This is a genomic window from Yoonia sp. D2-7 (assembly GCF_055809435.1).
The window spans coordinates 11,735-35,763 of the sequence record NZ_CM147912.1 but is presented as its reverse complement, the minus strand read 5'-3'; the positions used below and the strand labels follow the sequence as shown (position 1 = coordinate 35,763).

Annotated in this window: 17 protein-coding genes; 14 read left to right on the top strand and 3 right to left on the bottom strand. The window is 55.3% G+C overall.

Annotated features, from left to right (window positions below; genetic code table 11):
• Positions 1 to 68 precede the first annotated feature (68 nt).
• Entirely contained in the window at positions 69 to 1,643 is a 1,575-nt protein-coding gene (locus AC0L7R_RS00105; RefSeq protein WP_473658211.1) for an ABC transporter substrate-binding protein, read from the bottom strand.
• Positions 1,644 to 1,799: 156 nt separating this feature from the next.
• On the opposite strand from AC0L7R_RS00105, the gene AC0L7R_RS00100 reads away from it, so the two are divergent.
• From AC0L7R_RS00100 to AC0L7R_RS00050, 11 genes are all read left to right on the top strand, one after another.
• Entirely contained in the window at positions 1,800 to 3,518 is a 1,719-nt protein-coding gene (locus tag AC0L7R_RS00100) for an ATP-binding protein (protein ID WP_473658210.1), read from the top strand.
• Positions 3,515 to 4,843 (top strand): sigma 54-interacting transcriptional regulator, encoded by a 1,329-nt coding sequence (locus tag AC0L7R_RS00095; protein WP_473658208.1) that lies wholly within the window; start codon positions 3,515 to 3,517, stop codon positions 4,841 to 4,843. Before AC0L7R_RS00100 ends, AC0L7R_RS00095 begins: the two co-directional genes overlap by 4 nt.
• Before the next feature lie 106 nt (positions 4,844 to 4,949).
• Positions 4,950 to 7,814, top strand: coding sequence for a monovalent cation/H+ antiporter subunit A (locus AC0L7R_RS00090; protein WP_473658207.1), 2,865 nt, complete (start codon positions 4,950 to 4,952; stop codon positions 7,812 to 7,814).
• Entirely contained in the window at positions 7,814 to 8,161 is a 348-nt protein-coding gene (locus AC0L7R_RS00085) for a Na+/H+ antiporter subunit C (RefSeq protein ID WP_473658206.1), read from the top strand. Before AC0L7R_RS00090 ends, AC0L7R_RS00085 begins: the two co-directional genes overlap by 1 nt.
• A complete protein-coding gene (locus AC0L7R_RS00080; RefSeq protein ID WP_473658204.1) occupies positions 8,158 to 9,741 on the top strand; it encodes a monovalent cation/H+ antiporter subunit D in 1,584 nt (527 codons plus the stop codon). The genes AC0L7R_RS00085 and AC0L7R_RS00080 overlap by 4 nt, the downstream gene beginning before the upstream one ends.
• Before the next feature lie 2 nt (positions 9,742 to 9,743).
• Positions 9,744 to 10,244, top strand: coding sequence for a Na+/H+ antiporter subunit E (locus AC0L7R_RS00075; protein WP_473658203.1), 501 nt, complete (start codon positions 9,744 to 9,746; stop codon positions 10,242 to 10,244).
• A complete protein-coding gene (locus AC0L7R_RS00070; protein ID WP_348108149.1) occupies positions 10,241 to 10,528 on the top strand; it encodes a K+/H+ antiporter subunit F in 288 nt (95 codons plus the stop codon). The genes AC0L7R_RS00075 and AC0L7R_RS00070 overlap by 4 nt, the downstream gene beginning before the upstream one ends.
• Positions 10,525 to 10,917, top strand: coding sequence for a cation:proton antiporter (locus AC0L7R_RS00065; RefSeq protein WP_247129372.1), 393 nt, complete (start codon positions 10,525 to 10,527; stop codon positions 10,915 to 10,917). Before AC0L7R_RS00070 ends, AC0L7R_RS00065 begins: the two co-directional genes overlap by 4 nt.
• 122 nt (positions 10,918 to 11,039) lie before the next feature.
• On the top strand, positions 11,040 to 12,050 hold the full coding sequence (gene dctP, locus AC0L7R_RS00060) for a TRAP transporter substrate-binding protein DctP (protein ID WP_473658201.1): 1,011 nt from the start codon (positions 11,040 to 11,042) through the stop codon (positions 12,048 to 12,050).
• Between the two features lie 69 nt (positions 12,051 to 12,119).
• A complete protein-coding gene (locus AC0L7R_RS00055) occupies positions 12,120 to 12,758 on the top strand; it encodes a TRAP transporter small permease subunit (RefSeq protein ID WP_247129370.1) in 639 nt (212 codons plus the stop codon).
• A 2-nt stretch (positions 12,759 to 12,760) separates the two neighbouring features.
• Entirely contained in the window at positions 12,761 to 14,161 is a 1,401-nt protein-coding gene (locus AC0L7R_RS00050) for a TRAP transporter large permease (RefSeq protein ID WP_348108146.1), read from the top strand.
• Here the strand turns inward: AC0L7R_RS00050 and AC0L7R_RS00045 are convergent.
• The gene (locus AC0L7R_RS00045) at positions 14,158 to 14,850 is read right to left on the bottom strand and encodes a cyclic nucleotide-binding domain-containing protein (RefSeq protein WP_473658199.1); all 693 of its coding nucleotides are present in this window, start codon (positions 14,848 to 14,850) and stop codon (positions 14,158 to 14,160) included. The genes AC0L7R_RS00050 and AC0L7R_RS00045 overlap by 4 nt on opposite strands.
• A gap of 118 nt (positions 14,851 to 14,968) precedes the next feature.
• On the opposite strand from AC0L7R_RS00045, the gene AC0L7R_RS00040 reads away from it, so the two are divergent.
• From AC0L7R_RS00040 to AC0L7R_RS00030, 3 genes are read left to right on the top strand one after another with little or no spacing between them, the layout of a single operon-like run.
• Positions 14,969 to 16,366, top strand: coding sequence for a metallophosphoesterase (locus AC0L7R_RS00040; protein ID WP_473658198.1), 1,398 nt, complete (start codon positions 14,969 to 14,971; stop codon positions 16,364 to 16,366).
• Positions 16,363 to 20,406: a GMC family oxidoreductase N-terminal domain-containing protein gene (locus AC0L7R_RS00035; RefSeq protein WP_473658197.1), complete on the top strand. Its 4,044-nt coding sequence runs from the start codon at positions 16,363 to 16,365 to the stop codon at positions 20,404 to 20,406. The genes AC0L7R_RS00040 and AC0L7R_RS00035 overlap by 4 nt, the downstream gene beginning before the upstream one ends.
• Before the next feature lie 20 nt (positions 20,407 to 20,426).
• Positions 20,427 to 23,531 (top strand): AAA family ATPase, encoded by a 3,105-nt coding sequence (locus AC0L7R_RS00030; RefSeq protein WP_473658196.1) that lies wholly within the window; start codon positions 20,427 to 20,429, stop codon positions 23,529 to 23,531.
• On the opposite strand, the gene AC0L7R_RS00025 is transcribed toward AC0L7R_RS00030, so the two are convergent.
• Positions 23,520 to 23,981 carry an Lrp/AsnC ligand binding domain-containing protein gene (locus AC0L7R_RS00025; protein WP_473658195.1) on the bottom strand — a complete coding sequence of 154 codons (462 nt, stop codon included), beginning with the start codon at positions 23,979 to 23,981 and terminating at the stop codon, positions 23,520 to 23,522. The two genes, AC0L7R_RS00030 and AC0L7R_RS00025, sit on opposite strands and share 12 nt — an antisense overlap.
• Positions 23,982 to 24,029 lie beyond the last annotated feature (48 nt).

Sequence of the window (24,029 nt, the reverse complement as noted above, 5' to 3'; positions counted from 1 at the left end):
TTGGCCTTATTCGTGTCTAGTCAGGGCCAAATGCGGCCCTGACTTTTGATAAACGCGTAACGCGTGGATTAGTTCACAGTGACCCAGCGCAACATGAAGAAGTTGTCGGCACGCTGTGTCAGGTCAATGTTGTCCTTCGCAGCCCAAATCAACGGCTGGGTGTAAAGCGGCACATAGGCAGTTTCGGCCTGGGTGATTTCGACAACCTGATCGATCAGCGCCTGACGGGCGTCTGCATCGATTTCCTGCTGGATTTGCGGCAGAAGCGCGTCAACTTCGGCGTTGGAATAGTTGCCAAAGTTCCACGAACCCAGCTTTGCTTCGTCGTCTTGCGAATGCATCAGGAAACGGATCGGGTGTTCCGCGTCGAATGTGCCCGGGGACCAGCCCAGCAGGTACATGTCGAAATCGTCGGCCCGCAGTTGTTCCCAGTAGTTGCGCACTGGCACAGTTGTCAGTTCTGCGTTCATACCGACAGCGGCCAGCATGGATGCGGCGGCACGGCACAGCGCCTCATCGTTGATGTAGCGGTCGTTGGTGCATTTCAGGCCAAACGAGAACCCGTCTGGATACCCAGCTTCGGCAAGCAGTTCTTTCGCACGCTCTGGATTATATTCAGGACGGTCTGCGTTTGCTTCGGAATAACCAGAGATACCTTCAGGGACCAATTGGCTGACAGGTTCGATTTTGCCGCGCATCACGACGCGGTCGATGGTGTTCACGTCAATCGCATGCGCCACGGCAAGCCGCACTTTCGGGTCTGTGAAAGGGTTTGCGTCCGTCACATCTTCGGAAAACAGCAGGGTGTCGTGTTCGTGGCCAAAGCCAAACATGATCACGCGGGTTTCCAAACCTTCGATGACTTTGAAACCATCGCGACCTTCGACCTGACCCACGTCCTGTAGTGGAATTGGTTCGATAAAGTCGATTTCGCCTGACAGAAGTGCCGCCAAACCGGTTGATGCATTGCCGATTGGTGTCAGCGTTGCTTCGGTGATGTTGTGCTCTGCTTCGTCCCACCAGCCATCAAACGGGGTTAATGTCGTGGACACGCCCGGATCGCGGGCCGAGATCATGAATGGTCCGGTGCCATTTGCATTGCGGGTTGCATGGTTTTCCGCGTCACGTGCAGGCAGGGCTGCGTCGTTGTCTGTCGTCCAACCGCTGTCCATGATCATGAAGTTGGCGATGCTGTCAGGGAACAGCGGGTTTGGTGCAGAAGTCACAAATTCGACGGTAAAGTCATCAACGACGCGGAATTCCGCGACAGGTGCGAACCAAGACCGGACGTCTGATGCCTCGTTAGATGCGCGTTCGTAGGAGAATTTTACGTCTTCTGCCGTAAATTCGGATCCGTCCTGATAGGTCACGCCTTGGCGCAGGTTAAACCGCCAACCGTTTTCGCCTTCCAGTGGTTCCCACGATTCAGCCAAGGACGGTTCAATCGCCATGTCTTTGCCGCGGCGCACAAGACCTTCGTAGACGTTGTTCAGGAACGACAGCACAGGGGCCGCGTTCACGGCATGGGGGTCCATGGTCTGTGGATCTGTCGTGGATGCCCAGCGCAGCGTTTCCGCAGTTGCCCCGTTCGCAATCAGCGCAAGCGCTGTCGCCGAGAGTTTAAGTTTGTTCGATAAACGCATGTGTATCCCCATTTTTGATTCCGTCCTGATCACACTGACGCCGTGCGACATTTTGTCAAATCACGCTTCATGTGCGCCAATCGCTACCTAGTCCGCTGTCGTCATTGGAAAACCCTGATTGTTTGACATTTGGCCCATTTCACGCGACCGATACACATGCGCCGCCTTCCCCGATTTCTGACAGCCCTTGTGGTCTTGGCCATAGCCGCCTTGGTTAACCAATTGTCGTATCGGTATTTCGAATCCGAGGAATTGTCGAAAGCCGAAGGGCGGTTGTCACTGTATCACAGTACAGTCACGTCCGAGCTCGCGCGGTTTTCGCACCTGACGTATGTTCTGGCACGCGATCCGTTTGTTGTGGCGACGGCCCAAGGTGGTGACCGTGATCTGTTGAATGATCGACTGAAAGATTTCGCGGCTCAGGCTGAATTGGATGCCATTTATTTGATGCAGCCCAGTGGTGCTACGATTTCGGCGTCTAATGCGCATCTGGAGGGCAGTTTTGTTGGTCAGAACTATGCCTTCCGACCATATTTCCAGACTGCGTTGGGCGGTGGGCAGGGTCGGTTCTATGGGATTGGTGCGACAACCGGCCTGCCCGGTTATTTTATCGCAGATGCGGTGCGCGACGGGGCCGATGCGATTGTTGGCGTGATTGCGATCAAGATCGATCTGTCCCAATTGGCGCAAAGCTGGCGGGATTCCGGTGAACAGGTTTTGTTGGTCAATCAGGATGGCGTTGTCTTGTTGGCGTCAGATGAAGCGTGGCAATACCGCACGCTGACCGCATTGACCGATACGCAACGCGGCGCAATTTCGCAAAGTCGCCAGTTTTCCGGTCAGGACCTACAGCCATTACAATGGTCGCCCCATGACGCGTTTCGTGCGTCGATTGGCGGTGATGAAAGATTACACGTCGTTGCGCGTGATTTGCCGCATGATTGGGCAATCCATTACTTTGCAAGTGACGATCGCGCTACGACACGCACATGGCTAGTGACTGCGGCTTTAATCTTTGCGGCGGGTTTGGCGTTTATCATGGTCCAAGTCCAAAGGTCGCGCCGTATGGCTGTGGCTTTGCAAAAATCGGTCGACGAGGAAGCAGAGCTGCGGCGCGCAAATGATCGGCTGGCCGTAGAAATTGAGGACCGCCGCAGCGCCGAACGCCGTTTAAAGCGGACGCAGGGGGAATTGGAACGGTCCAGCCGTCTGGCGGCATTGGGCCAGTTGTCCGCATCCGTGACCCATGAACTTGGTCAACCAATTGCCGCGATGCGCAACCACATCGCCGCCGCTGAAATCAGTGCAAAGGCAGCGCCAGACATAGCAGGCAAAATCGGTGGTCTCGTGGATCGGATGGAAGGGATCACCCGTCAACTTAAGTTCTTTGCGCGGTCCGGCAGCGAACCGTTTGAACCATTCGATCTGCGTGACGCTTTGCAGGCGGCAATTGCATTGGTTGAACCGAATTACAGTGCTGGCGGAATTGCGTTGATCTCGGATATGCCTGACGAACCTGTCATGACGCGCGGGATCAAATTACGGATCGAACAGGTCCTGACAAATGTCCTGCGCAATGCGGCGGATGCGGTTGAAGAGGCGGAAAATCCCAGTGTTAGGGTCGTATTGGGCGGTGATCCGGCGTGGGTGTCGGTCACTGATAACGGGCATGGTTTGGGGGATGCCACGCTTGCAGATTTGGCAGAGCCTTTCATGACAACCCGTGATAGCGGACGTGGTATGGGGTTAGGTCTTGCCATTTCTGCGCAGATTGTGCGCGATCACGGGGGTGATATGACGGCTGAAAACGGCCCCGATGGCGGTGCGGTTTTTCATATCCGATTTGCCGATACGACAGAGGATGCGACATCATGAGCCATAGTATTTTGATCGTTGATGACGACAAAGCAATGCGTGAATCCTTGGTCGAATTGCTGGACGCAGCGGGTTGGACAGCACATGCATTGTCACGTGCAAGCGCTGTGGCTGATCAAATGGCAACGATGATGCCTGACGTGATCTTGTCGGATGTCCGGATGCCGGGGATGTCGGGGCTCGATCTGCTGGAAAGTCTTGATCCCAATTTTGCACCGCCGCTTGTCCTGATTTCCGCACATGGTGACATTCCGATGGCGGTCCAGGCGATCCAAAGCGGGGCTTATAGTTTCGTTGAAAAACCGTATGAGCCGCGGCGATTGCTGACGATTCTGCGGAATGCAGCGAACAACCACCGTATGACCCAAGCGAACGGCCGTTTGCGGGAACGGCTTTTGCAGTTGTCCGGCCTTGACCGTGTGCTGCTTGGTCAGACTTCCGAGATTAGAGCGCTGCGCGAAGACATCTTAGATATTGCCGAAGCGGATGCGCCTGTCATGGTGCTTGGTGAAACAGGGACTGGTAAAGAATTGGTCGCGCGTGCTCTGCATGATCTTGGGCGCAATCCTGATGGTCCGTTTTTGGCCCTGAACTGTGCGGCTTTGTCAGCGGAAACGTTCGAAACAGAAATGTTCGGCGTTGATGGTGGTGCGAAGGGCCGGTTGGTCGCGGCCAGTGGTGGAACGGTTTTCCTTGATGAAATCGCGGCGTGTCCCGCATTGGTCCAGGCCAAACTGCTACGTGTCATCGAAGACAAGGAGGTCTTGCCGGTTGGGTCCGCGACGCCTGTGTCCGTCGATATCCGCATTGTATCGGCCACGAACGAAGATCCCGACGCCGCCGTGTCGGCAGGAGATCTGCGTCAGGATTTGTTGTTTCGGCTGAATACCGTCGTTTTGAATATCCCGCCGCTGCGCCAGCGTCGGGATGATGTGACGTTGTTAATGACGCATTTTTTGCGGGAATATGGCGAAGCTTACGAAATTGAACCGCCTGATATGGATAAGGATGATCTTGCTGCTCTGCTTGCACATGATTGGCCCGGCAACGTCCGTGAATTACGCAACGTGGGGGAACGTCGTGTTCTCGCGGCGCGGCGCGGGTCTGGCAGCATGGCGCGCGCCATTCGGAACGACCAGCAATTGGACGACGTGCCGGATGCGTTGCGATCTGCTGTTGCGGCTTTCGAACGCGAGTTGATCAGCAAAGCGATCACAGCGCACGCCGGACGCATGGATGCCGCTGCCGAAGCGCTGGGCATAGGCCGACGCACGCTGAACGAGAAGATTGTGAAGCTTGGTCTCGATAAAGACGCCCTATTGTAGATCAATTATCGACAAAATCACTCAGATAAGACTTGTTTCCCTTGAGGTGCGATCCATTTTAAACCAAAACGAGCCAACCATTTCGGCCTAAAGATCAGGAGTTCGCGTGTCCCTCTTCCTTATCGTTGCTTTGCCATTTTTAGGGGCGTTGCTGCCCGGCGTTATGAATGCTGCTGGCCGGACGGCCGTCGCAGGTGTCACGTTCATGGTGACTTTGATGGCCCTTGTGGGTTTGTTGACGAACCTGCCCGCTGTTCTGGCCGGTGATCTGGTCACCGCGCGCATTGATTGGATGCCACTGCTTGGGCTGAACGTGACCTTGATGCTCGACGGGCTTGGGTTCTTCTTTGCCTGTCTGATCCTTGGGATTGGTCTTCTTATTATCACATACGGCCGCTTCTATCTGGCCCGCGAAGACAACATGGGCGAATTTTTCACCTATCTGCTGTTGTTCCAAGGGGCGATGGTCGGGATTGTTCTGTCCGATAACATCCTGCTTTTGTTGGTATTCTGGGAATTGACGTCGCTGTCGTCGTTCCTGTTGATTGGGTACTGGAAGCACTTGCCCGAAGGTCGCCAAGGTGCGCGCATGGCCCTGACCGTGACCGGCATGGGTGGTCTTGCGATGATCGGGGGGATGATGATCCTAGGTCAGATCGTCGGCAGCTACGACCTGTCGGTGATCCTGCAAAGCCGCGATTTGATTCAAGCCGACCCGCTGTACCTGCCCGCCTTGATCCTGATCCTGCTCGGTTGTTTCACGAAATCCGCGCAATTCCCGTTCCATTTCTGGCTACCCCACGCGATGGCGGCCCCGACACCTGTGTCGGCCTATCTGCACTCTGCGACGATGGTGAAGGCGGGGATTTTCCTGATGGCCCGTATGTGGCCTGTGCTGTCCGGCACGCCCGAATGGTTCGTGATTGTGACCACGGCCGGTTTGATCACGATGGTTCTGGGCGCTGTGATTGCGCTGTTCAAACATGACCTGAAGGCATTGTTGGCGTTTTCGACCGTTTCACATCTTGGTTTGATCACCATGTTGCTCGGCACAGGCACCGCGTTCGGCGCGATGGCTGCGATGTTCCACATCCTGAACCATGCGACGTTCAAGGCCGCTTTGTTTATGTCGGCTGGTATCATCGACCACGAAACCCACACCCGCGACATCCGCAGGCTGGGCGGTTTGCGCCACCTGATGCCGATCACATTCGGGATCGCAACGATTGCAGCGCTGTCGATGGCGGGTATTCCGCTGTTGAACGGGTTCTTGTCGAAAGAGATGATGTTGGAAGAAGCGGAGCACACGGTTCTGTTCAATTCACCGTTGTTAGTGCCTGTTCTGGCGACCATAGGATCACTGTTTTCCGCCGCATATTGTTTCCGCTTGATTGGTCACACCTTCCTTGGGCCAAAGCGCGACGATTACCCTGCGCATCCGCATGATCCTCCTGTTGGCATGTGGGGACCACCTGCGTTGCTGGCTGTTCTGGTCGTGCTGATCGGTGTCGCGCCGTTCCTTGCCGAGCCGTTTATCAAGATCGTAACCGCTGCGGTCTTGGGCGAAGCGGCAGAGGTGCCTGACGCGCATTTCAAGATTTGGCACGGCTTGGTGCCCGCGCTTTACATGTCCATCATTGCGGTTGTCGGTGGTTTGCTGATGCTGGCGATCTTCAATCCCGCGCTACGTTTGTGGGATGCGGCACCGCGGCCAGAAGCGAAAACAATCTTTGATGCAATCATCGCCGCTGCCGTCAGCCTGTCGCGCAAGATCATTGCGCCGCTGCATGATGGTGCGTTCTCACGCTATGCGGCGATTATGGCAGTGACGGTCGTTGCTGTCGGCTACCACGCTTGGGCAACCGGTACTGTGGCGCCGGCCACACGGGAATTGCAGCCCGCCAACTTCATCCAGATTGCCGGATGGCTGATGTTGGTTGCTGCGACTTTGGGGCTCGTCTTCTTGCACCGCAATCGTCTGCTGTCACTGATCCTGATTGGTATCGTCGGTTTGATGGTATCCGTCGGTTTTGTCGTGTTCAGCGCGCCTGATTTGGCGATGACCCAGCTGACTGTTGAAGTTGTCACAATCATTTTGCTGCTGCTTGCACTGAACTTCCTGCCGAACCGGACACCGATTGAAAGTAGTGCGTTGCGCCGGACATCTGACACGGTGATTTCCGTTGTCGTCGGTTTGGCTGCGATGGGTCTGTCTTACCATTACTTGCTACGGGACACGATCGCGCCGAGCATTTCCGAATACCACCTCGCCAATTCCTACAAGGGCGGCGGCGGTACGAACGTCGTGAACGTGATCCTCGTCGATTTCCGTGGTTTTGATACCTATGGCGAGATAATCGTGCTCGGGATTGCGGCTTTGTTGATTTATGCACTGACCGAGACGTTGCTGTCCGGCCCTGTCCGTGCCCGTCTGTTGAACCGCAAACCCGATCAACCGCGTGCGGGTGATATGCATCCGATGATGATGGTTGTGATGACCCGCGTGATCATGCCGGTTGTGCTGATGGTTGCTTTCTACATCTTCTGGCGCGGTCACAACGAACCGGGTGGTGGTTTCATCGCGGGTCTTGTCGCATCGATTGCGGTTGTGATGCAGTACATGGCGAGCGGCTTTAGCTGGACGTCGGCCCGTGTCCGTTATCCGTATCACGGTGTGATCGGGGCTGGTGTCCTGATCGCCGGTCTCACGGGGATCGGGTCGTGGTTCTTTGGTAAACCGTTCCTGACGTCTGACTTTACTTATGTGCGTATTCCGCCATTTGAGAAATTCGAACTGGCAACTGCCGCGTTGTTCGATCTGGGTGTTTTCCTTGCCGTTGTCGGTGCTGTGATGTTGTCGCTTGAAAGCTTCTCGCGGCTGGCCCGCCGTGCCCATGTCGATGATCCGGATCATCCGATGGATATTGATCCGTCCCGCGAAGAAGATGAATTGAAAGCGGAGGCCCAATAATGGAACTTCTTGTTGCGTCCGCCATTGGCATTTTGACGGCTGCGGGTCTTTATCTGGTTCTGCGTTTGCGGACCTTTCCTGTGATCATGGGAGTATCGCTGCTGACTTATGCGGTGAACGTGTTCCTGTTCGCGTCTGGCCGTTTGACTGTTGGCGCGCCACCCATCCTGACGGATGCGACGACCTACACCGATCCGTTGCCACAAGCGTTGGTTCTGACCGCAATTGTGATTTCGTTCGGGATGACTGCGGTCGTCGTGATGATCGCACTGGGCGCGTTCCTTGGTGCAAATGACGACCATGTGGATGATCCGAAACCCGCACAAGAGACGGGAGATGCGTCATGAGCCATTGGGTCATTCTACCTATCGTTTTGCCCGCGTTTCTGGCGCCATTCATTGTACTGGCCGCGCGGTATCACATCGGCATTCAACGGGTGATTTCGCTGGCCGGTATTGTCGGTCTGATCGTTGTGGCCTTGGGGCTGGTGTGGCAGGCATCTGACGGCACGGTGACGCTGTATCAGCTTGGTGATTGGGCTGCCCCGTTCGGGATTGTTGTTGTCGCGGATCAGCTGTCGACGCTGATGGTCCTGCTGACATCGGTGCTCGCGCTGTTTGTCATGCTCTATTCCATCGGGTCCGGTTGGGACGACCGCGGGCGGCATTTCCATGCCTTGTTCCAGTTTCAACTGATGGGCATCATGGGCGCGTTTCTGACGGGTGATTTGTTCAACTTGTTCGTGTTTTTCGAGGTACTGTTGATCGCGTCCTACGGTCTGATGATCCACGCGGGCGGCACTGTCCGTTTGCGGGCGGGCGTCCAATATGTGTTGTTTAACCTGCTTGGTTCGACCCTGTTCCTATTCGCGCTTGGGTCGATATATGCAGAGACAGGTACGCTGAACATGGCTGATCTTGCTGTGCGCGTGCAGATGTTCGATCCGTTGGAATCGTCCGGTATCCGTGTTGCGGCCGTGCTGTTGTTAATGGTGTTCGCGATCAAAGCGGCGATTGTGCCGCTGCATTTCTGGCTACCGTCCAGCTATGCGGAAGCACCAGCACCTGTTGCGGCCTTGTTCGCGATCATGACAAAGGTTGGCGCCTACGCGATTATTCGGGTCTATACGATGATCTTCCCGCCAGAGCTTGAGGCGACTGTTGGCCTTCACGGATGGTGGTTGATGCCTGCTGCACTGGTGTCGTTGGCTGTTGGCATGATCGGCGTATTGGCCGCGAAGAAGTTGGATCGTTTGATTGCGTTCTCGGTCATCGGATCTATGGGCATGGTGATGGTGTCAATTGCGCTGTTCACACCCGAAGGGATCGCAGCCGCGCTTTACTACATCGTGCATTCGACGTTGGCCGCGGCGGCCCTGTTCCTCATTGCTGACCTTGCACGCGCGGGTCGTGAAAACCTGAACCTGACGGCGCAGCCACCAATTGCAGGCGGCATCCTTACCGCTGCGATGTTCTTTGTCGCTGCCATTGCTATGGCTGGTTTGCCGCCGCTGTCCGGTTTCTTGGGCAAACTTTTAATCTTGGATGCAGCGTTTGATACGGCGACGATGGTTTGGGTATGGGCAGTTGTGCTTGGGGCCAGCTTGATCAGCGTTGTGGGGTTTGCACGGGCTGGCAGCACAATGTTCTGGAAAGCGAGAGGCGTGCCCGTTCCCGAGGACGCAGAGATCGCGGTACCGCCTGCTGCGTTGTCATATGTCGCGGTCGGTGGGTTGATCACGATGCTCGTGGCACACACGGTCTTTGCAGGACCCGCGACGTCTTACACGACGGCGATTGCCAAGGATTTGTTTGCGCCTGACGCTTATATCTCGACCGTTTTGGACACACCGGGCAAGCTGTCGGATTACAAAGACGATGGGTATGGCGACGACGATCACGCGACTGATGAAGAGGGTGAGCACTAGATATGAAACACCTCATTCAAAAACTGTTCCCGCACCCTTTCCTGACGCTCTTGCTCGCCGTCGTTTGGACGATGCTGCAGAACAGCGTTTCTGCTGGGATGGTCGTCTTCGGGATCATTCTGGGCATCGTCATCCCGTTCCTGACCGGACGTTGGTGGCCGGATCGCCCTGACCGGATGCGCCTGATCCCGATGCTGAAATACTGTGTTTTGGTTGTTTGGGATATTCTTGTCGCGAACGTCCAAGTTGCTTGGATCATCCTCACGAAATCCAATGCGCAGATGAAGCCGTGCTGGGTGATCATCCCACTGGAGCTGAAGTCACCAGAGGCGATCACGATCCTTGCCGGAACGATCACGCTGACGCCTGGAACTGTTTCGGCTGATCTGTCCGACGAGGGGCACAGCCTGCTTGTGCATGCGCTGGATGCTGATGATCCGGACGCTGTGCGCGATGACATCAAAGACCGCTACGAACGCCGTTTGCTGGAGATATTCCAATGACCTTTGCAACTGATCTTGTGACATGGTGCCTGTACGCCGCGTTTATCATCGTGGCGATTTCCCAGATCATGGCGATGGTCCGATTGTGGAAAGGGCCGAGCACGGGCGACCGTATTCTGGCGCTGGACACGATGGTGATTAACGCAATTGGCTTGATCGTCCTGATCGGCATTTTCCAAGGCACGCAGATCTATTTCGAAGCGACGCTGATCATTGCAATGCTCGGTTTCGTTTCCACGGTCGCATACGCCCGATTTGTACTGCGGGGGGACATCATCGAATGACTCTTGATCTTATTCTCACCATTGGCGTCGCGATTTCGCTGATTATTGGCCTGTTTTTCACGTTTGTCGCCGCCATCGGCCTGCTGAAACTTGATAATTCAATGAGCCGCCTGCACGCCCCCACCAAGGCAGGGACCGTCGGCATCGGTGCGTTCCTGATGGCGTCGATGTTGAACTCTTTCCTGATCGGGCAGGGGTCATTGCATGAATTGCTGATCATGGGGTTCTTGTTTGTTACGGCCCCGATTTCTGCGAATTTCATGGCGAAAGTGAACATTCACAACCAATCTTGTATCACGCCTCCGCCGCCGCCACGCGATGATACATGGGCCACATTGAACGTGCCTGAAGCGGACCGCGAACTGGCAGAGACGCCTGTCGAAAGCTGAAAACCGGCTTTGCGGGAATCCGCAGGGCAGAACCACGTCGCTAGGCATTTTCTTGCATAGGCAGGTCGCAAATCCTTTGCTAGGCTTCCCTCAGACATCAGCATGTCTCTGGGAGGAAAATCATGCGCACTATTTTGAAATCATCCGCTGTTGCGGCTGTCACACTTGCATTTGCTGGCGAAGCTTTGGCCACCGAATGGAACGTATCGCTTTGGGGCAAACGCCGCGCGTTTACCGAACACGTTGAAAAGCTGGCTGAACTCGTCTCCGAGAAAACGAACGGCGAATTCACATTGAACATCAGCTATGGTGGTCTGTCCAAGAACACCGAAAACCTAGATGGTATTTCCATTGGCGCGTTTGAAATGGCGCAGTTCTGTGCGGGCTACCACCGTGACAAAAACCCATCCATCACCGTTCTGGAACTGCCGTTCCTCGGCGTGTCATCGCTTGAGCAGGAAGTTGAATTGTCCATGGCTGTTTACGGCCACCCAGCAGCCCAAGAAGACCTTGGTCGTTGGAACGCGACGCTTTTGATGCCGTCCCCACTGCCGCAGTACAACCTTGTTGGTGTCGGCGATGCGCCTGCGTCCTTGGCTGACTTTGACGGTCTGTCCGTGCGTGCAACCGGTGGTATCGGTGCAGCGATGGAAGCCGTTGGCGGTGTTCCAACATCCATGTCCGCGACCGAAGTACGTCAGGCGATGGACAGCGGCGTTGTGAAAGCGGTCGCATTCGCACCACACGCACACATGTCATTCGGCACAATCGAAAATGGTACGTGGTGGACGACAAACCTGAACCCGGGCACTGTGAACTGTCCAGTTGTGGCGAACACTGACGCGTTGAACGACCTGTCAGACGATCACCGCGCTGCATTGATGGATTCCATCGACGAAGCGCTTGATCATTATGTGTCCAACTACAACGACAACACGATGGTTGCTTGGGGCCCAGCATTGGAAGAGCGCGGGATCACATCTGTGACATTCACAGATGACGAAATCGCAGCCTTCAAAGAAGCCGCTGCTGCCCCTGCTGCTGAAGCATGGATCGCGGATAACGCGGGTCGTGGTTTGCCTGCGCAAGAACTGTACGATCTTGTGACTGGCATGATCGCTGGCGACAGCTAAACCCTGATACAGACCCCGTGCTGATACTATTGGCGCGGGGTCTTTCTCATTTTTGGACGGAGACCTGCCATGGCTGGTTCATCCCTTGTGCTGTCCGACGACAGCACGCTCAGTAAAATTGACCGACAGCTCTACAAACTCGAAAGCGCTTTTGCCCTGATCAGTGGCTTGGCAGTTTTTTGCTTGATGCTGCTGGCCGTTGTGTCTGTTGGCGGACGCAACTTTCTTAACCAACCGCTGCCCGGATATGTCGATTGGATTCAGCAGGCGATGCCGCTGATCGCCTTTATGGGCGTGTCGTTTACCCAGCGGGATGGCGGTCACATCCGGATGGACATGATCGTCAGCAAACTCAGCGGTCGCCCTTTGTATATTGTCGAACTGATCACGACACTGACCATTTTGATCCTGATGATCCTGCTTGTTTGGGGCACTTGGGCGCATTTCGCGCGCAGCTTTGATTTCGGATCTCCGATGTGGAGCCGCGATAGTTCGATGGATATCGCCCTGCCGCTGTGGCCTGCGAAACTGTTGGCGCCCGTCGCATTTGGCGTTCTGTGCCTGCGATTGATGTTGCAGGTCTGGGCCTATGTCCGCGCCATCATCCGCAATGAAGAACAGGCAATTGCCGTGCCCCTTGTCGCTGATGCCGCAACCCAAGCCCGCATGGAGGCCGAGACGGTCTCTGGCGCAGAAGAAGGCCGTTAAACATGGAACCGATTGATATTGGCCTGATCGTTTCAGGCGGCATGTTAGTGCTGGTTTTGCTGGGGATGCGTGTTGCATTCGCGGCGGCAATGGCAGGCATGACCGGCTTGATTTGGATTTTCTGGGCGAAGAAGGGGTACGATCCCGAACAGTTCATGTGGGCGCTGACCGTTTCGGTGAAAACCGCAGGGCAGGTGCCACATTCCAAGGTCGCGTCACAAGCGCTTAGCTTGATCCCGACATTCATTCTGATCGGTTATCTGGCCTATTATGCGGGTCTGACGCAGGCGTTGTTCGAAGCTGCGAAGCGTTGGTTCGCTTGGGTGCCGGGCGGTTTGGCTGTGTCTACAGTATTCGCGACAGCTGGTTTCGCAGCGGTGTCTGGCGCGTCCGTTGCGACATCAGCGGTATTCGCGCGCATCGCGATCCCAGAGATGTTGGATATTGGCTATGACAAACGTTTCGCGGCTGGTGTTGTAGCCGCAGCAGGAACGCTGGCGTCGCTGATCCCGCCGTCTGCTATTTTGGTCATCTATGCGATTATCGTAGAACAAGACGTAGGTAAATTGCTATTGGCAGGTTTCGTGCCGGGTGCGTTTTCTGCGATTGTTTATGCGTCTCTGATCATCGGGATGGCGATGACGTTCAAGAATTTCGGCCCACCCGTGCGCGGCTTTACATGGCGACAGCGGTTTGAATCGCTGCCACCTGCTTTGCCTATCGTGTTCGTGGTTCTGACGATCATCTTGTTCGTTTATAACCCGTTTGGTGGCGACGCTTGGGGTACGCCCACAGAGGGCGGCGCGATTGGTGCGTTCGTCGTATTCTTGGTCGCGATGTATCGCGGAATGCGCTGGCACCAGCTGAAAGACGCCTTATTAGAAACTGCAAAACTAAGTGTGATGATCTTCACGATCATCTGGGGCGTGCTGATCTATGTCCGCTTCCTGGGCTTTGCTGACTTACCGGGCGCATTTTCGGATTGGATCACGTCGCTGAACATGGCGCCAATGCTGATCCTGATCTGCATTTTGTTGGCCTATGCTGTGCTGGGCATGTTCATGGACGCGATCGGGATGCTACTGCTGACACTGCCAGTGGTCTATCCGGCCGTCATGGCGCTGAACGGTGGCGAAGCAGTTGCAGCCGTGGACAGTACATTCGGTATGTCTGGTCCGATGTGCGCGATCTGGTTCGGGATCTTGGTGGTGAAAATGGCAGAGTTCTGTCTGATCACACCGCCTATCGGCCTCAACTGCTTTGTCGTGGCGGGTGTTCGCGATGACCTTAGCGTACAGGACGTATTCAAAGGCGTGACACCGTTCTTCATCGCTGACGCGATTACAATCGCCCTGCTGGTCGCGTTCCCTTGGATCGTGCTTTGGCTACCCAGCCAAGTTTAACCTGCGGCAATATTTTCAAGGGCGGCGCGGTCGATCAGACGTAAGCGCCGCCCTCGTGTATTCAGAATACCAAGTTCAGCCCACGATTTGAGGTGGCGGTTTACGTTTTCACGGGCAAGACCGCTGAATTCCCCGATTTCCGTTTGGGAAAACCGTTCGGACAGGAGTGTCGCGTTCTCTTCGGCAACACCCCATTTGTCGAATAGTCGCAACAATGCTTGCGCAAGCCGCGGCCCACCTTCGGTGATTGATTGGGTAGTGAACATGTCGGAGGCGTTGCGAACTTTGCGGCAGAGCTCGGTAATGATCGCTTGGGCAATCGCAGGGCGTTCGGCCACGAATTTCAGGATGTTTTCGCGCGACAAAACTAAACCGGTCACCGGTGTTGTTGCCACCGTGTCAGCGCTGCGCACCCCGCCATCCAAAGCCGCGATTTCACCAAGAACCTCGCCCGGTCCCATATGCGCAAGCACGGATTTGCGGCCTGTCATTGATGTGACCGAAACCTCGACCCTGCCGGTTTCGATGAGCATCACCATCTGACCTGGTTCGCCCGCCGCAAAGATCATCTGGCCCGCCGGATAAGATGTTCGATGCGCGTTTTCAAACAGGACGCGGCAGTCTGCAGGGGCCATCGCCGCAACCAGAATACTGCTGCTTTCGTCCAACTTGGCGTCAAAAATGCTCATGAGGTTTTATCTGGTGTCGGGCATGACCGGTCAAGCATTGGTCATGCGATCCCTGTCCTTCGCATAGGTTGACAGGTGGAACTGGGCTGCACAGGGTGGTTGTGGAGGGGGGAAGGTCATGCTGCGATACGTCTGTATTTCGGATTTACACGCCGGTGCGCCGACCAGTCTGCTGATGAATTTACCCGAAGACGGCGCGATAAGGCCGCCCGAACCCAGCCCTGTCACGCATGGTTTTGTCGATGTGGTCAGCGCCTTGTTGGGCGTGCAAGACAAGCCGCAGCTGATACTGTTGGGGGATGTGCTGGACCTGCAATTTTCGGACCGCACCCATGCTTACCACAATGCACAAGGTTTTCTGACGCGTCTGCAAAAAAGCGGCTGTTTTGCAGACAAAGTAGTAGCGACAGCAGGCAATCATGATCACGCTTTATGGACCGACGCCCGGCTTGCGCTAGACGTCACTGGGATGTCGTCAAATGGCGTGACCTATCGCAACGCAACCCCCGCATTTCGCGAAGCGCCAAATGCACGCAGCCGGATGTTGGACGCTCTGGTCAAAGATGCGGGCTTTGGCGATGTCGATTTGCGGTATCCGAACATTGGATTTGAAAAGGATGGGCGCGCTGTTCTGTTTCATCACGGACATTTCTTTGAAGAAGGATATCTGCTGATCAGCACATTGCGCGACATCTTTTCAAACGGTGATCGCGCGGAACTGACTGTCGCTGATATTGCTGGTGAAAACGCTGGTTGGATTGATTTCTTTTGGTCGACCATCGGCGACGCGGGACTATCGAGTAATGCCAGTGATTTGTATCAGAACCTGCTGACAAGCACGGGTTTTCGGAAGCTATCGGCCCAAGTCGCCGAAATTGTCAGTGCCGAAATGGGTGAAAAGCTGCCTTTGGCAGGTGATCTGCGCGTGCAAGAAGTGCTGCGGATCGCGACCCGTGTGCTGTTGGACGCCACTGTTGGCAAATACCGTGACACCGAACGTTTCGCCGTTATCGAATCCCTTACCACCAAAGGTCGTGACGGTTTCGCGTCTTTCGTGGGTGGTCCGATACGTCGACAGATCATGGATGAATTGGGGCATGTGCCTGACGATCTGACTGTGATCTTTGGCCATACACACAAACCATTTTCGGAACGGATGAAGGTGTCCGGTTTTGACGTGCCGCTAAAGGTCTACAACACGGGCGGTTGGGTGCTGAACGATCCGCGACTTGATACCAAAGAAGGGGCGGCGATGGTGTTGATCGACGATGACCTGAATGTCGTGGCTCTGCGTCTTTTCATGACGCCGCAAGCCGGAATTGTGCCACTTGCCTATCTCGAGGTTCTTAGCGAACCCCGCGCCAGTATGCAGGCGTTTGTCAAAGACCTGCAGGCGCGTTTGGCGACCCCTGACATGCAGCGCATCCTGTCTGATTTCGCTGAAACGGTTCGGGTCGCTTACGTCGATCGCCAAGCGATGCTGCTTGATTTGACCGCGCAGAGGGTATCGTCATGACGTTTTATCTGCCGCCGCTTTCGCGATGCTTTTCGAAGGCACCTGTTGATCACAATATCATTGTCGTCGGGTCCGGTTACGGGGGAGGCGTGGCTGCATCCCGGCTTGCACGCACTGGTCAGGCTGTCACGGTTCTAGAACGCGGACGCGAAATTCATCCGGGCGAATACCCGCGTGAAATGTCAGCGGCGATGGGTGAATTTCAGGTCCATCTGAGCAAGACAGAGGAAGTATTAGGGAAACCTGATGGACTTTACGATATGCGGATCAATGATGGTGTGCATGTGCTTGTCGGGTGTGGATTAGGTGGGACGTCCCTGATCAACGCCAATGTCGCGATTGAAGCGGACCCGCGCATTTTCAAACATTGGCCTGCCCCGTTCTCGCAAAACGCCGATATCCTGAAGCCCTACTATGCGCGGGCCCGCGAGATGCTGGGCTCTACCCCGTATCCGCGTACAAAGCCCAAGTTCGAAGCTCTTAAAAAGGTGGCGGACGGACTGGGTGCCGATTGTCTGCGGCCCGATATCAACGTCACGTTTGACGGGCAGCACACAAAGGCAGGGCTTTGGCAGCCGCCTTGCAACGACTGCGGCGATTGCGTGTCTGGCTGCAATTACGGGGCCAAGAACACGGTCCTCATGAACTACTTGTTGGATGCTTGGCGCCATGATGCGCAGATATTCACAGGCGCGTCTGTCCGTTATGTGACGAAGATTGTTGACCCAAAGACGCATGAAACCAGTTGGGCAGTCACGGTTGGTGATCGGGTCCTGACCGCTAAGATTGTGATCTTGGCTGCTGGCACATTGGGCACGACTGAAATTTTGATGCGCAGTCGAACTAAAGGATTGCCTGTCAGTGCGCAGTTGGGGCAGCGGTTTTCGGGCAATGGTGATGTTTGGGCCTTTGGGTACAACGCCAACATGGCTGACGGCGACGGCCGATTGCCGGTGTACGGTGTCGGCGCAGGTGATCGGACCGTCACGGCGGAGACACAGGACCGCTATCTGCCCGGTCCCTGCATCACCGGCATGATCGATTTGCGTGATCGCACCGAAAAGCTGGAAGATGGGTTGATCATCGAAGAAGGCGTCATGCCCGGCGCATTGGCGGCAGGTTATGCGGCTGTTTTACCGATGATGGAGGCGTTGATGGGCGATCCGTTCCGGTTCGGGGACGTCACAGAACGCTTGAAAGATGCCGCTGATCTCGGGGCTGCGTTGATTGATGATCCGTCACAGCTGGCCGAGACGTCTTACGATGGCCCCGTTTCACGGACCTTGCCATATCTGGTAATGAGCCATGATGCCTCTGACGGGGTGTTGAAAATGTCAGGCGATATGATCGTCGTGGATTGGCCGGATGCAGGTCTTGATCCTGCGATTGTCGGTGATGCGCAGGTGCTGCGCCAAGGCAGTGATGCGATCAAAGCCGAATTTATGCCGCTTCCGTTTTGGCAGGATGCTTTTGGGAACCGTGTGATGACAGTGCATCCCATTGGTGGCTGCGGCATGGGGGACACGGCTGTGGAGGGCGTGGTGAACGCCGATTGCCAAGTCTTCGATCCTGACGGCGGTGTCCACAACGGGTTGTACGTTTGTGACGGTGCAGCTTTGCCTCACGGTGTCGGCGTGAACCCACATCTGACGATCACGGCTGTTGCAGAACGCGCGATGGAACGTCTGGCTGAGGCGCAAGATTGGACGATTGACTGGACCGATCTTGCCCCCTTGCCAAAAGGCGATAGCGCAGATGTTCAGGCTGATCCGTACAATTTGCTGAAGCGGTTAATGAAACCGCTGCGGTCTTGTCAGGTCGCGATTGCCACTAACGAATATGACGATGCCCGCAACGCGCTGGCGACGGCTTGGAGAAGTGTCGTCATTGGTTACAGAATCTACGTCAATTCTGACACCGATCCGGAATTCCCTATCATTTCCGCCGATGACCTACTGGTGCTGGTCGAAAACGACGCAGTGATGAAAGAGGCTATTGGTCCGGCGCTTGAACAAATCATCACTGTGCTAGACGCGATCTTGGCCGCGCATGATGACCCTGATGGACCAAGTCTGATGTCGGTTCTGCAAGATCACATGGGCGATTTTTCGCCGCCTGCCACGTTGAATGAAACGATGGTCGGTCACATTTCTGCAAATGGCCTGAACGACAGCCCGCGTCCCACGCGGCCCTACGAAGTCGCCGCAGCCGTGCCTGAGGTGACGACGTTAACAACGGTAATTCAGACGCCGCATATCCGTGCAACGCTGACCCCACCGGACGGCATTGCCACGATCACAAAGGGTGAATTTACCAGTCCGTTTTTAGGGGGCACCTTTGACGTCGAAGGCGAATTTGCATTTTTAATGCCGAACACGGACAAGGTTGAATGCTGGGAAATGCGATATTCTGGCAAATTGATCCCGAAGGATCATGTTGGGCGGACCTTCACATTTAACGGCATCAAGACGATCAAACGGCGTGAGCAGTCCCATTGGTGGACTGATTTGACGGAAATCGAACTGGATATCTTTCATGACGATATGCTGGTCGCGCAGGGTATTTTGGTCGTTGGTGTGGAAGAAGCGATGCGGCAGGCCAGCACCGTTCAAATTGGGTACGGCGACGATGATCTCCGTCGGGCGTTTGAGAATATGTATGGCGACATGCAGTTCGACGGTGAAACGATCAGGACTTTGCCTGACGTTTTGAATAATTCGGAAGTGCGGGCAAGCGTGATCCAAGCGATGGCGTATCTGCTTGATCGCAAAGCCGAGAATACAAAAGCACAATCCGCGCTAGAGGCCGCATCGAAACAGCAGGTCGCCGCCCGTTTCGTGGGAACGATTGCGCGGTGTTATGGCGATATCTACGCCTATTTAATGAACTTTCCAGCACAGGACGCAGGCGATGACATCCCGCCCGCTGACCTGCCGGAACCTTCGGTTTTTTATCCAAGCGTGGGGGATGACCTGACCGTCAAACTCACCCGATATGATGGAGGCGGCAAAGGCCCAGTCATGCTGGCGGGTGGTTTCGGGACAAAGGCGTCGTCCTTTGCGCTGTCCACCGTCCACACCAACCTCGTTCAGGTGCTGTACCGCGCTGGTTACGATGTCTGGCTGTTCGACTATCGCGGCAGTGGCGACATCGTTGCCAGCAGGCAACCATTCACGCTTGATGATGTGGCGATGGTGGATTGGCCAAGCGCGATTAGCTGTGTTCTAGAAAACACCCCTGATGATGTGGTGGACGTACAGACAATCGTTCATTGTATAGGATCGATGTCACTGTTCATGGCCGTGCTTGCGGGTGAAACACGGGTCCGGTCGATTATCGCATCCCAAACGGGTCCACATGCGGTTACAAACTGGGCGAATTACGCCAAAGCAGATGCAGGTTTGGCCCGTTATGTTGGCGAAGGTCTACCTGAAAACATGTGGGGTTTGGTCGATCTGATGAACCTTGGGCCGGTTCTGACGTCTATGGCTAAGACGGGTGTTGAGACGGTGGAGCCGCGATCCCCGAGCTTGACGATGATTGGTCCTGACCTTGATCCGGCTATCGACGGTCTGCTTTGGAAAGTTCCGAATTTTGCGCCGTCGGATTGCTACAGTCCGACTTGCCATCGGATCAATTTCTTCTTTGGACCCAGCTACCATCATCCACAATTAAATCAGGCGACACATAACGCGATCCGCCATTTGTTTGGACCGGTGCATCCCAAACCATTCCAGCACATCGCCAAGATATTTGGGCACGGGCACGCCGTCAGTATGGATGGCAGGACCAATTACCTTGATGGTGTCGCGCGTATGACGATGCCTGTTCATTTTATCGCGGGTGACTGTAATCAAGAAATGATGCCAGAAGCGACCATCCGGTCCCTGAAGTGGTTGCACGATGCTTTCCCGGATCACCAGTCACGATACAGCCGCAAGGTCATCCCGCATTACGGGCATATGGACTGCTTTATCGGCAAAGACGCAGCACGGGATGTGTTTCAGCATTTACTTGCCACGTTGGACGACACGACCTAGCGTCAACTTATGGTGAAATCGTGACGGATCCCCTTGGCGAAAAGCGGTGGACGGCCATGCTGGCGGTCGACATGGTCGATTTCACCCGGATCCTGCAACAGCTTGGGGATGAACGGGTTTTTGCGTTGCTAGAACACGTTCTTGCCGTGGCCAAAGCCCAAGTGACGGCCCACGGCGGTCAGGTGATCGATACGGCGGGCGATGGGTTTTTGGCTGCATTTGGCGCGCCACGCGCGCTTGAAAACGCCAGTCTTCAGGCCTGCAATGCGGCATGGGCATTCCAGCAGGGCATTGCGCGCGATGTTGATGCGCTTCAAGCGCAATTTGGTATCGCACCCCAATTTCGCAGCGGCATTGCGGGCGGGAATGTCATGGTGATCAAAGGGCGTGATCAGGATGTCAAAGTTGTTGGCGATTCCGTCAATCTGGCCGCCAGATTACAGGCCATCGCAGACCCTGGCTGCATCGTTCTGTCCGAAGACATCCGACGGGAAACGGACGGGTTTTTACAAACCTCGGATCTGGGGCCGCAACCTGTGAAAGGTTATCGGGTTGCTGTCCTTGTTCATCAAATGGATGGCGTCACGGCACCCCGATCACGATTTGAAGGCGCGCGCCACAGTGCGGCACCCGCATTTGTTAGTCGCGAGGTCGAGCTTGATCAAATCCTTGATGCGCAGTCGTCTGCCGGCATTTCCGCGATCATCGGTCCACCCGGCATAGGCAAATCGCGTTTGTTGTTTGAAGTCATCGGGCGGATGAAGGACAGGCCCGTCTTTGTCGGACAATGCGCTCCAATGGGGCAGGTCGGGTTTGCACCAATATATGACATTATTCGTCAAGCCAGCTCTGTTGGGGCTGAGCCAGATTTTACCGTCGCGCTGGATGCGCTGCATAAATCTCAGCCCGAGATTTGCGATCCCGCATTGATCGCTCAGGCAATCCAACCAAAGGATGATCATACCGATCCGCTGACGCGTGTTTTGCAGGAACGCGATGCGCTTATGGCAATTTTGCGCGGGTTGTCTCGATTGAATGGCGCCGTGTTTGTGATCGAAGATGTGCATTGGATTGATACGGCGACACATGATCTGATCGGATTGCTCAAGGACGACCCTGTCCCGTTGATCGCCACAAGCAGACCCACACATCTGCCAGTTTGGATTGATCCGAATGCGCCGACCACCTTCAACCTACAACCGTTGAAGCAGGCTGATATCCGCAGCATCGTTGAGACGGGGTTTGCGTGCGCCATTTCGCCAGCAATGGCAGATGATATTGCGCAGAAATCTGAAGGCAATCCGTTGATCGCTGTCGAAATTGCGCGCGCGTTGCGTCAGGGTGATGCGTTGTATGATGGCCCCGACGGACTAGAGATCAAAGACGACAGCCATGACTATCTGACTGGTAACTTGCAACAGATGGTCCTGAGCCGCGTTGATCGTCTACCTGAAAACCAGAAGGCGATGTTGCAAATGGCGGCTGCAATCGGGCGGGACTTTCCAACTGATATTCTAAATGCGGCGACCGAGCAGGACGATTGCACGAGTGACTTGGATCAAATGGTTGGATTGGTCGAAGCAACATCCGGCGGCGGTTGGCGGTTTGCGCATGCCTTGATCCAGGATGCGGTTTATGCGGGGCTGTTGACGGGGGCGAAGGCAGACATTCATCACCGCATTGCAATCGCGATTGAACAAAGCCCGACAAAAGTAACGGAACGTACCAGTCAGCTTGCCTATCATTTTGCGCAGGCAGATTTTCCGCCCAAGGCCGTCCACTATTTGATCAAATCCGCAAAGCTTCAATTGGCGACATACGCGCTGGAAGAGGCGGACCAAAACCTTGAACAAGCCATGCAAATGATAGAGGCGGACCCAACCGTCATTGATGACATGGCGCTGGGCGAAATGGCTGCGACATGGTTTCATGTGTTGGATATTTCGGTGCAGCACAATCGGTCCCGCGCGATCGCGACGCGGATTTTTCCGCGGTTGGAGAAGGCCGGATATACGCCGGATCTGGGCAAAGCGCGGACGTCGCATGCAATGGCCCTGACGCATCTGCGCGACTATGAAACCGCGCTAAAGCTGGCGAAAACGACGCTAACTGACGCGGGCATAGCAGGTGATGGGTTGGGGGCGGCATGGGCCAAAGTGGTCCTGATGCGAATTTATGAAGAAACGAATTGGGAACCGCTTGAAACTGTCGAACGGCTAGCGGCCGAAGTGGAACCCGTTGCCGTTGCTGCGGGTGACCGGTTTCTGGCGATGACTGCTCTCTATCTGTTGTCGTCGATTTACCGGTCTACGGGGCGGCGCGTGCGCGCGCTTGCCGTCGCGGATACAATTGCGGATGCGGCGCGCACCCAAAATGATCGTCGTGCTTTGTCTTTCGCCCAATGGTCGCGCGCGCTGGTTTACACGGTCGAAGGCAATCCTGAAGCAACATACAGCGCGGTGAAAGTAAGCATGCGTGACGCCATTCCAGGCACTGCGGATTACTACGCATCAACGTGTATCGAAGTATTCGCGCACAGCTTTATGTACCCCGTTGCTGATGTGCGGAAGCGGTTGCACCCTTTGCGGGCACGTGTTTGGGAATTAGGCGACTACAACCTGATCCATTCCCTTGATTGGATCGAGGTCGTTTTGGCGGTCAAGAATGGCAATCTTGCCTTGGGCTGGCGGTTGATCAATGCCCTGATCAAAGACGTGGACGCGAAGGGCAATATCAACCTGATCCGGCAGACCTATATCCTGAGGTCAGAAATTTTGCTGGCCATTGCGGGTTTGATCGATCCTGACGCAGAAGCCCCAGAAGGCCGTCCTGTCTTCGCCAAAGACAAACCGGGCATCGCGGACATTGCCCTTTTTGTGCAACTCAAACTGACCGCAAAGCGTCGCGCGGCAGCGGATTTGAAGACCTTTACGACAAACCTAGGTGGCCCAAGAGGTGCGCATTTTGCGCGCGCCCAGATCGGATTGGGCCTGATTGCTTTGTCAAACCGTGAACATAAGCGTGCTGAAGCGTTACTGAAAGAGGGGCTTGAGATTGCGACCGCAGAAGGGATGGCCTTGCTTATGAAGCGCGCCGAAGATGCATTGCATAAACTACACGGGTAGGGCGCTTGCGTCCTTGAGGTCTTCCATCACGATTTGGCTATGTACCCGCCCGATTGACGGATGCGGCAAAAGCACGTCTTGGGTGAACCTGTTTAATGCCGGAAGGTCGGCGCAATAGACCCGCAGCAAGTAATCGGCGTCGCCGGTCATGGTCCACGCGCCTGTAATCTCGCGCCGCGTTTTGATCAGCCTGAGAAATGATGCGTGGGTTTCTTTCGTGTGGGCGTCCGTTTGGACTTGGATAAACGCCTGAACTGTCAGGCCGATTTTGACGGCATCTACCTTGCAAACCGTGCCGGTGATGTAGCCGTCTTCTTCAAGGCGTTGTCGTCTGCGACTGATTTGAGATGCCGACAAGTTCAAGGTTTGGGACAGCTTTGCAGCAGATGTCTGCGCATCGGTTTGCAGCAAGGCAAGCAAGTGTTCGTCTGTTTGGTCAAGTGGCTTCATGCGTCATTCATGCGTGAATTTACAAATATGCGCAAGATTGACGTGCAT

Bases quoted from the DNA above. Each gene is read 5' to 3' on its own strand.
- dctP (WP_473658201.1), top strand. From the start codon at position 11,040: ATGCGCACTATTTTGAAATCATCCGCTGTTGCGGCTGTCACACTTGCA.
- AC0L7R_RS00045 (WP_473658199.1), bottom strand. From the start codon at position 14,850: ATGAGCATTTTTGACGCCAAGTTGGACGAAAGCAGCAGTATTCTGGTT.
- AC0L7R_RS00050 (WP_348108146.1), top strand. From the start codon at position 12,761: ATGGAACCGATTGATATTGGCCTGATCGTTTCAGGCGGCATGTTAGTG.
- AC0L7R_RS00080 (WP_473658204.1), top strand. From the start codon at position 8,158: ATGAGCCATTGGGTCATTCTACCTATCGTTTTGCCCGCGTTTCTGGCG.
- AC0L7R_RS00025 (WP_473658195.1), bottom strand. From the start codon at position 23,981: ATGAAGCCACTTGACCAAACAGACGAACACTTGCTTGCCTTGCTGCAA.
- AC0L7R_RS00105 (WP_473658211.1), bottom strand. From the start codon at position 1,643: ATGCGTTTATCGAACAAACTTAAACTCTCGGCGACAGCGCTTGCGCTG.
- AC0L7R_RS00100 (WP_473658210.1), top strand. From the start codon at position 1,800: ATGCGCCGCCTTCCCCGATTTCTGACAGCCCTTGTGGTCTTGGCCATA.
- AC0L7R_RS00075 (WP_473658203.1), top strand. From the start codon at position 9,744: ATGAAACACCTCATTCAAAAACTGTTCCCGCACCCTTTCCTGACGCTC.
- AC0L7R_RS00095 (WP_473658208.1), top strand. From the start codon at position 3,515: ATGAGCCATAGTATTTTGATCGTTGATGACGACAAAGCAATGCGTGAA.
- AC0L7R_RS00070 (WP_348108149.1), top strand. From the start codon at position 10,241: ATGACCTTTGCAACTGATCTTGTGACATGGTGCCTGTACGCCGCGTTT.
- AC0L7R_RS00040 (WP_473658198.1), top strand. From the start codon at position 14,969: ATGCTGCGATACGTCTGTATTTCGGATTTACACGCCGGTGCGCCGACC.
- AC0L7R_RS00065 (WP_247129372.1), top strand. From the start codon at position 10,525: ATGACTCTTGATCTTATTCTCACCATTGGCGTCGCGATTTCGCTGATT.
- AC0L7R_RS00035 (WP_473658197.1), top strand. From the start codon at position 16,363: ATGACGTTTTATCTGCCGCCGCTTTCGCGATGCTTTTCGAAGGCACCT.
- AC0L7R_RS00085 (WP_473658206.1), top strand. From the start codon at position 7,814: ATGGAACTTCTTGTTGCGTCCGCCATTGGCATTTTGACGGCTGCGGGT.
- AC0L7R_RS00055 (WP_247129370.1), top strand. From the start codon at position 12,120: ATGGCTGGTTCATCCCTTGTGCTGTCCGACGACAGCACGCTCAGTAAA.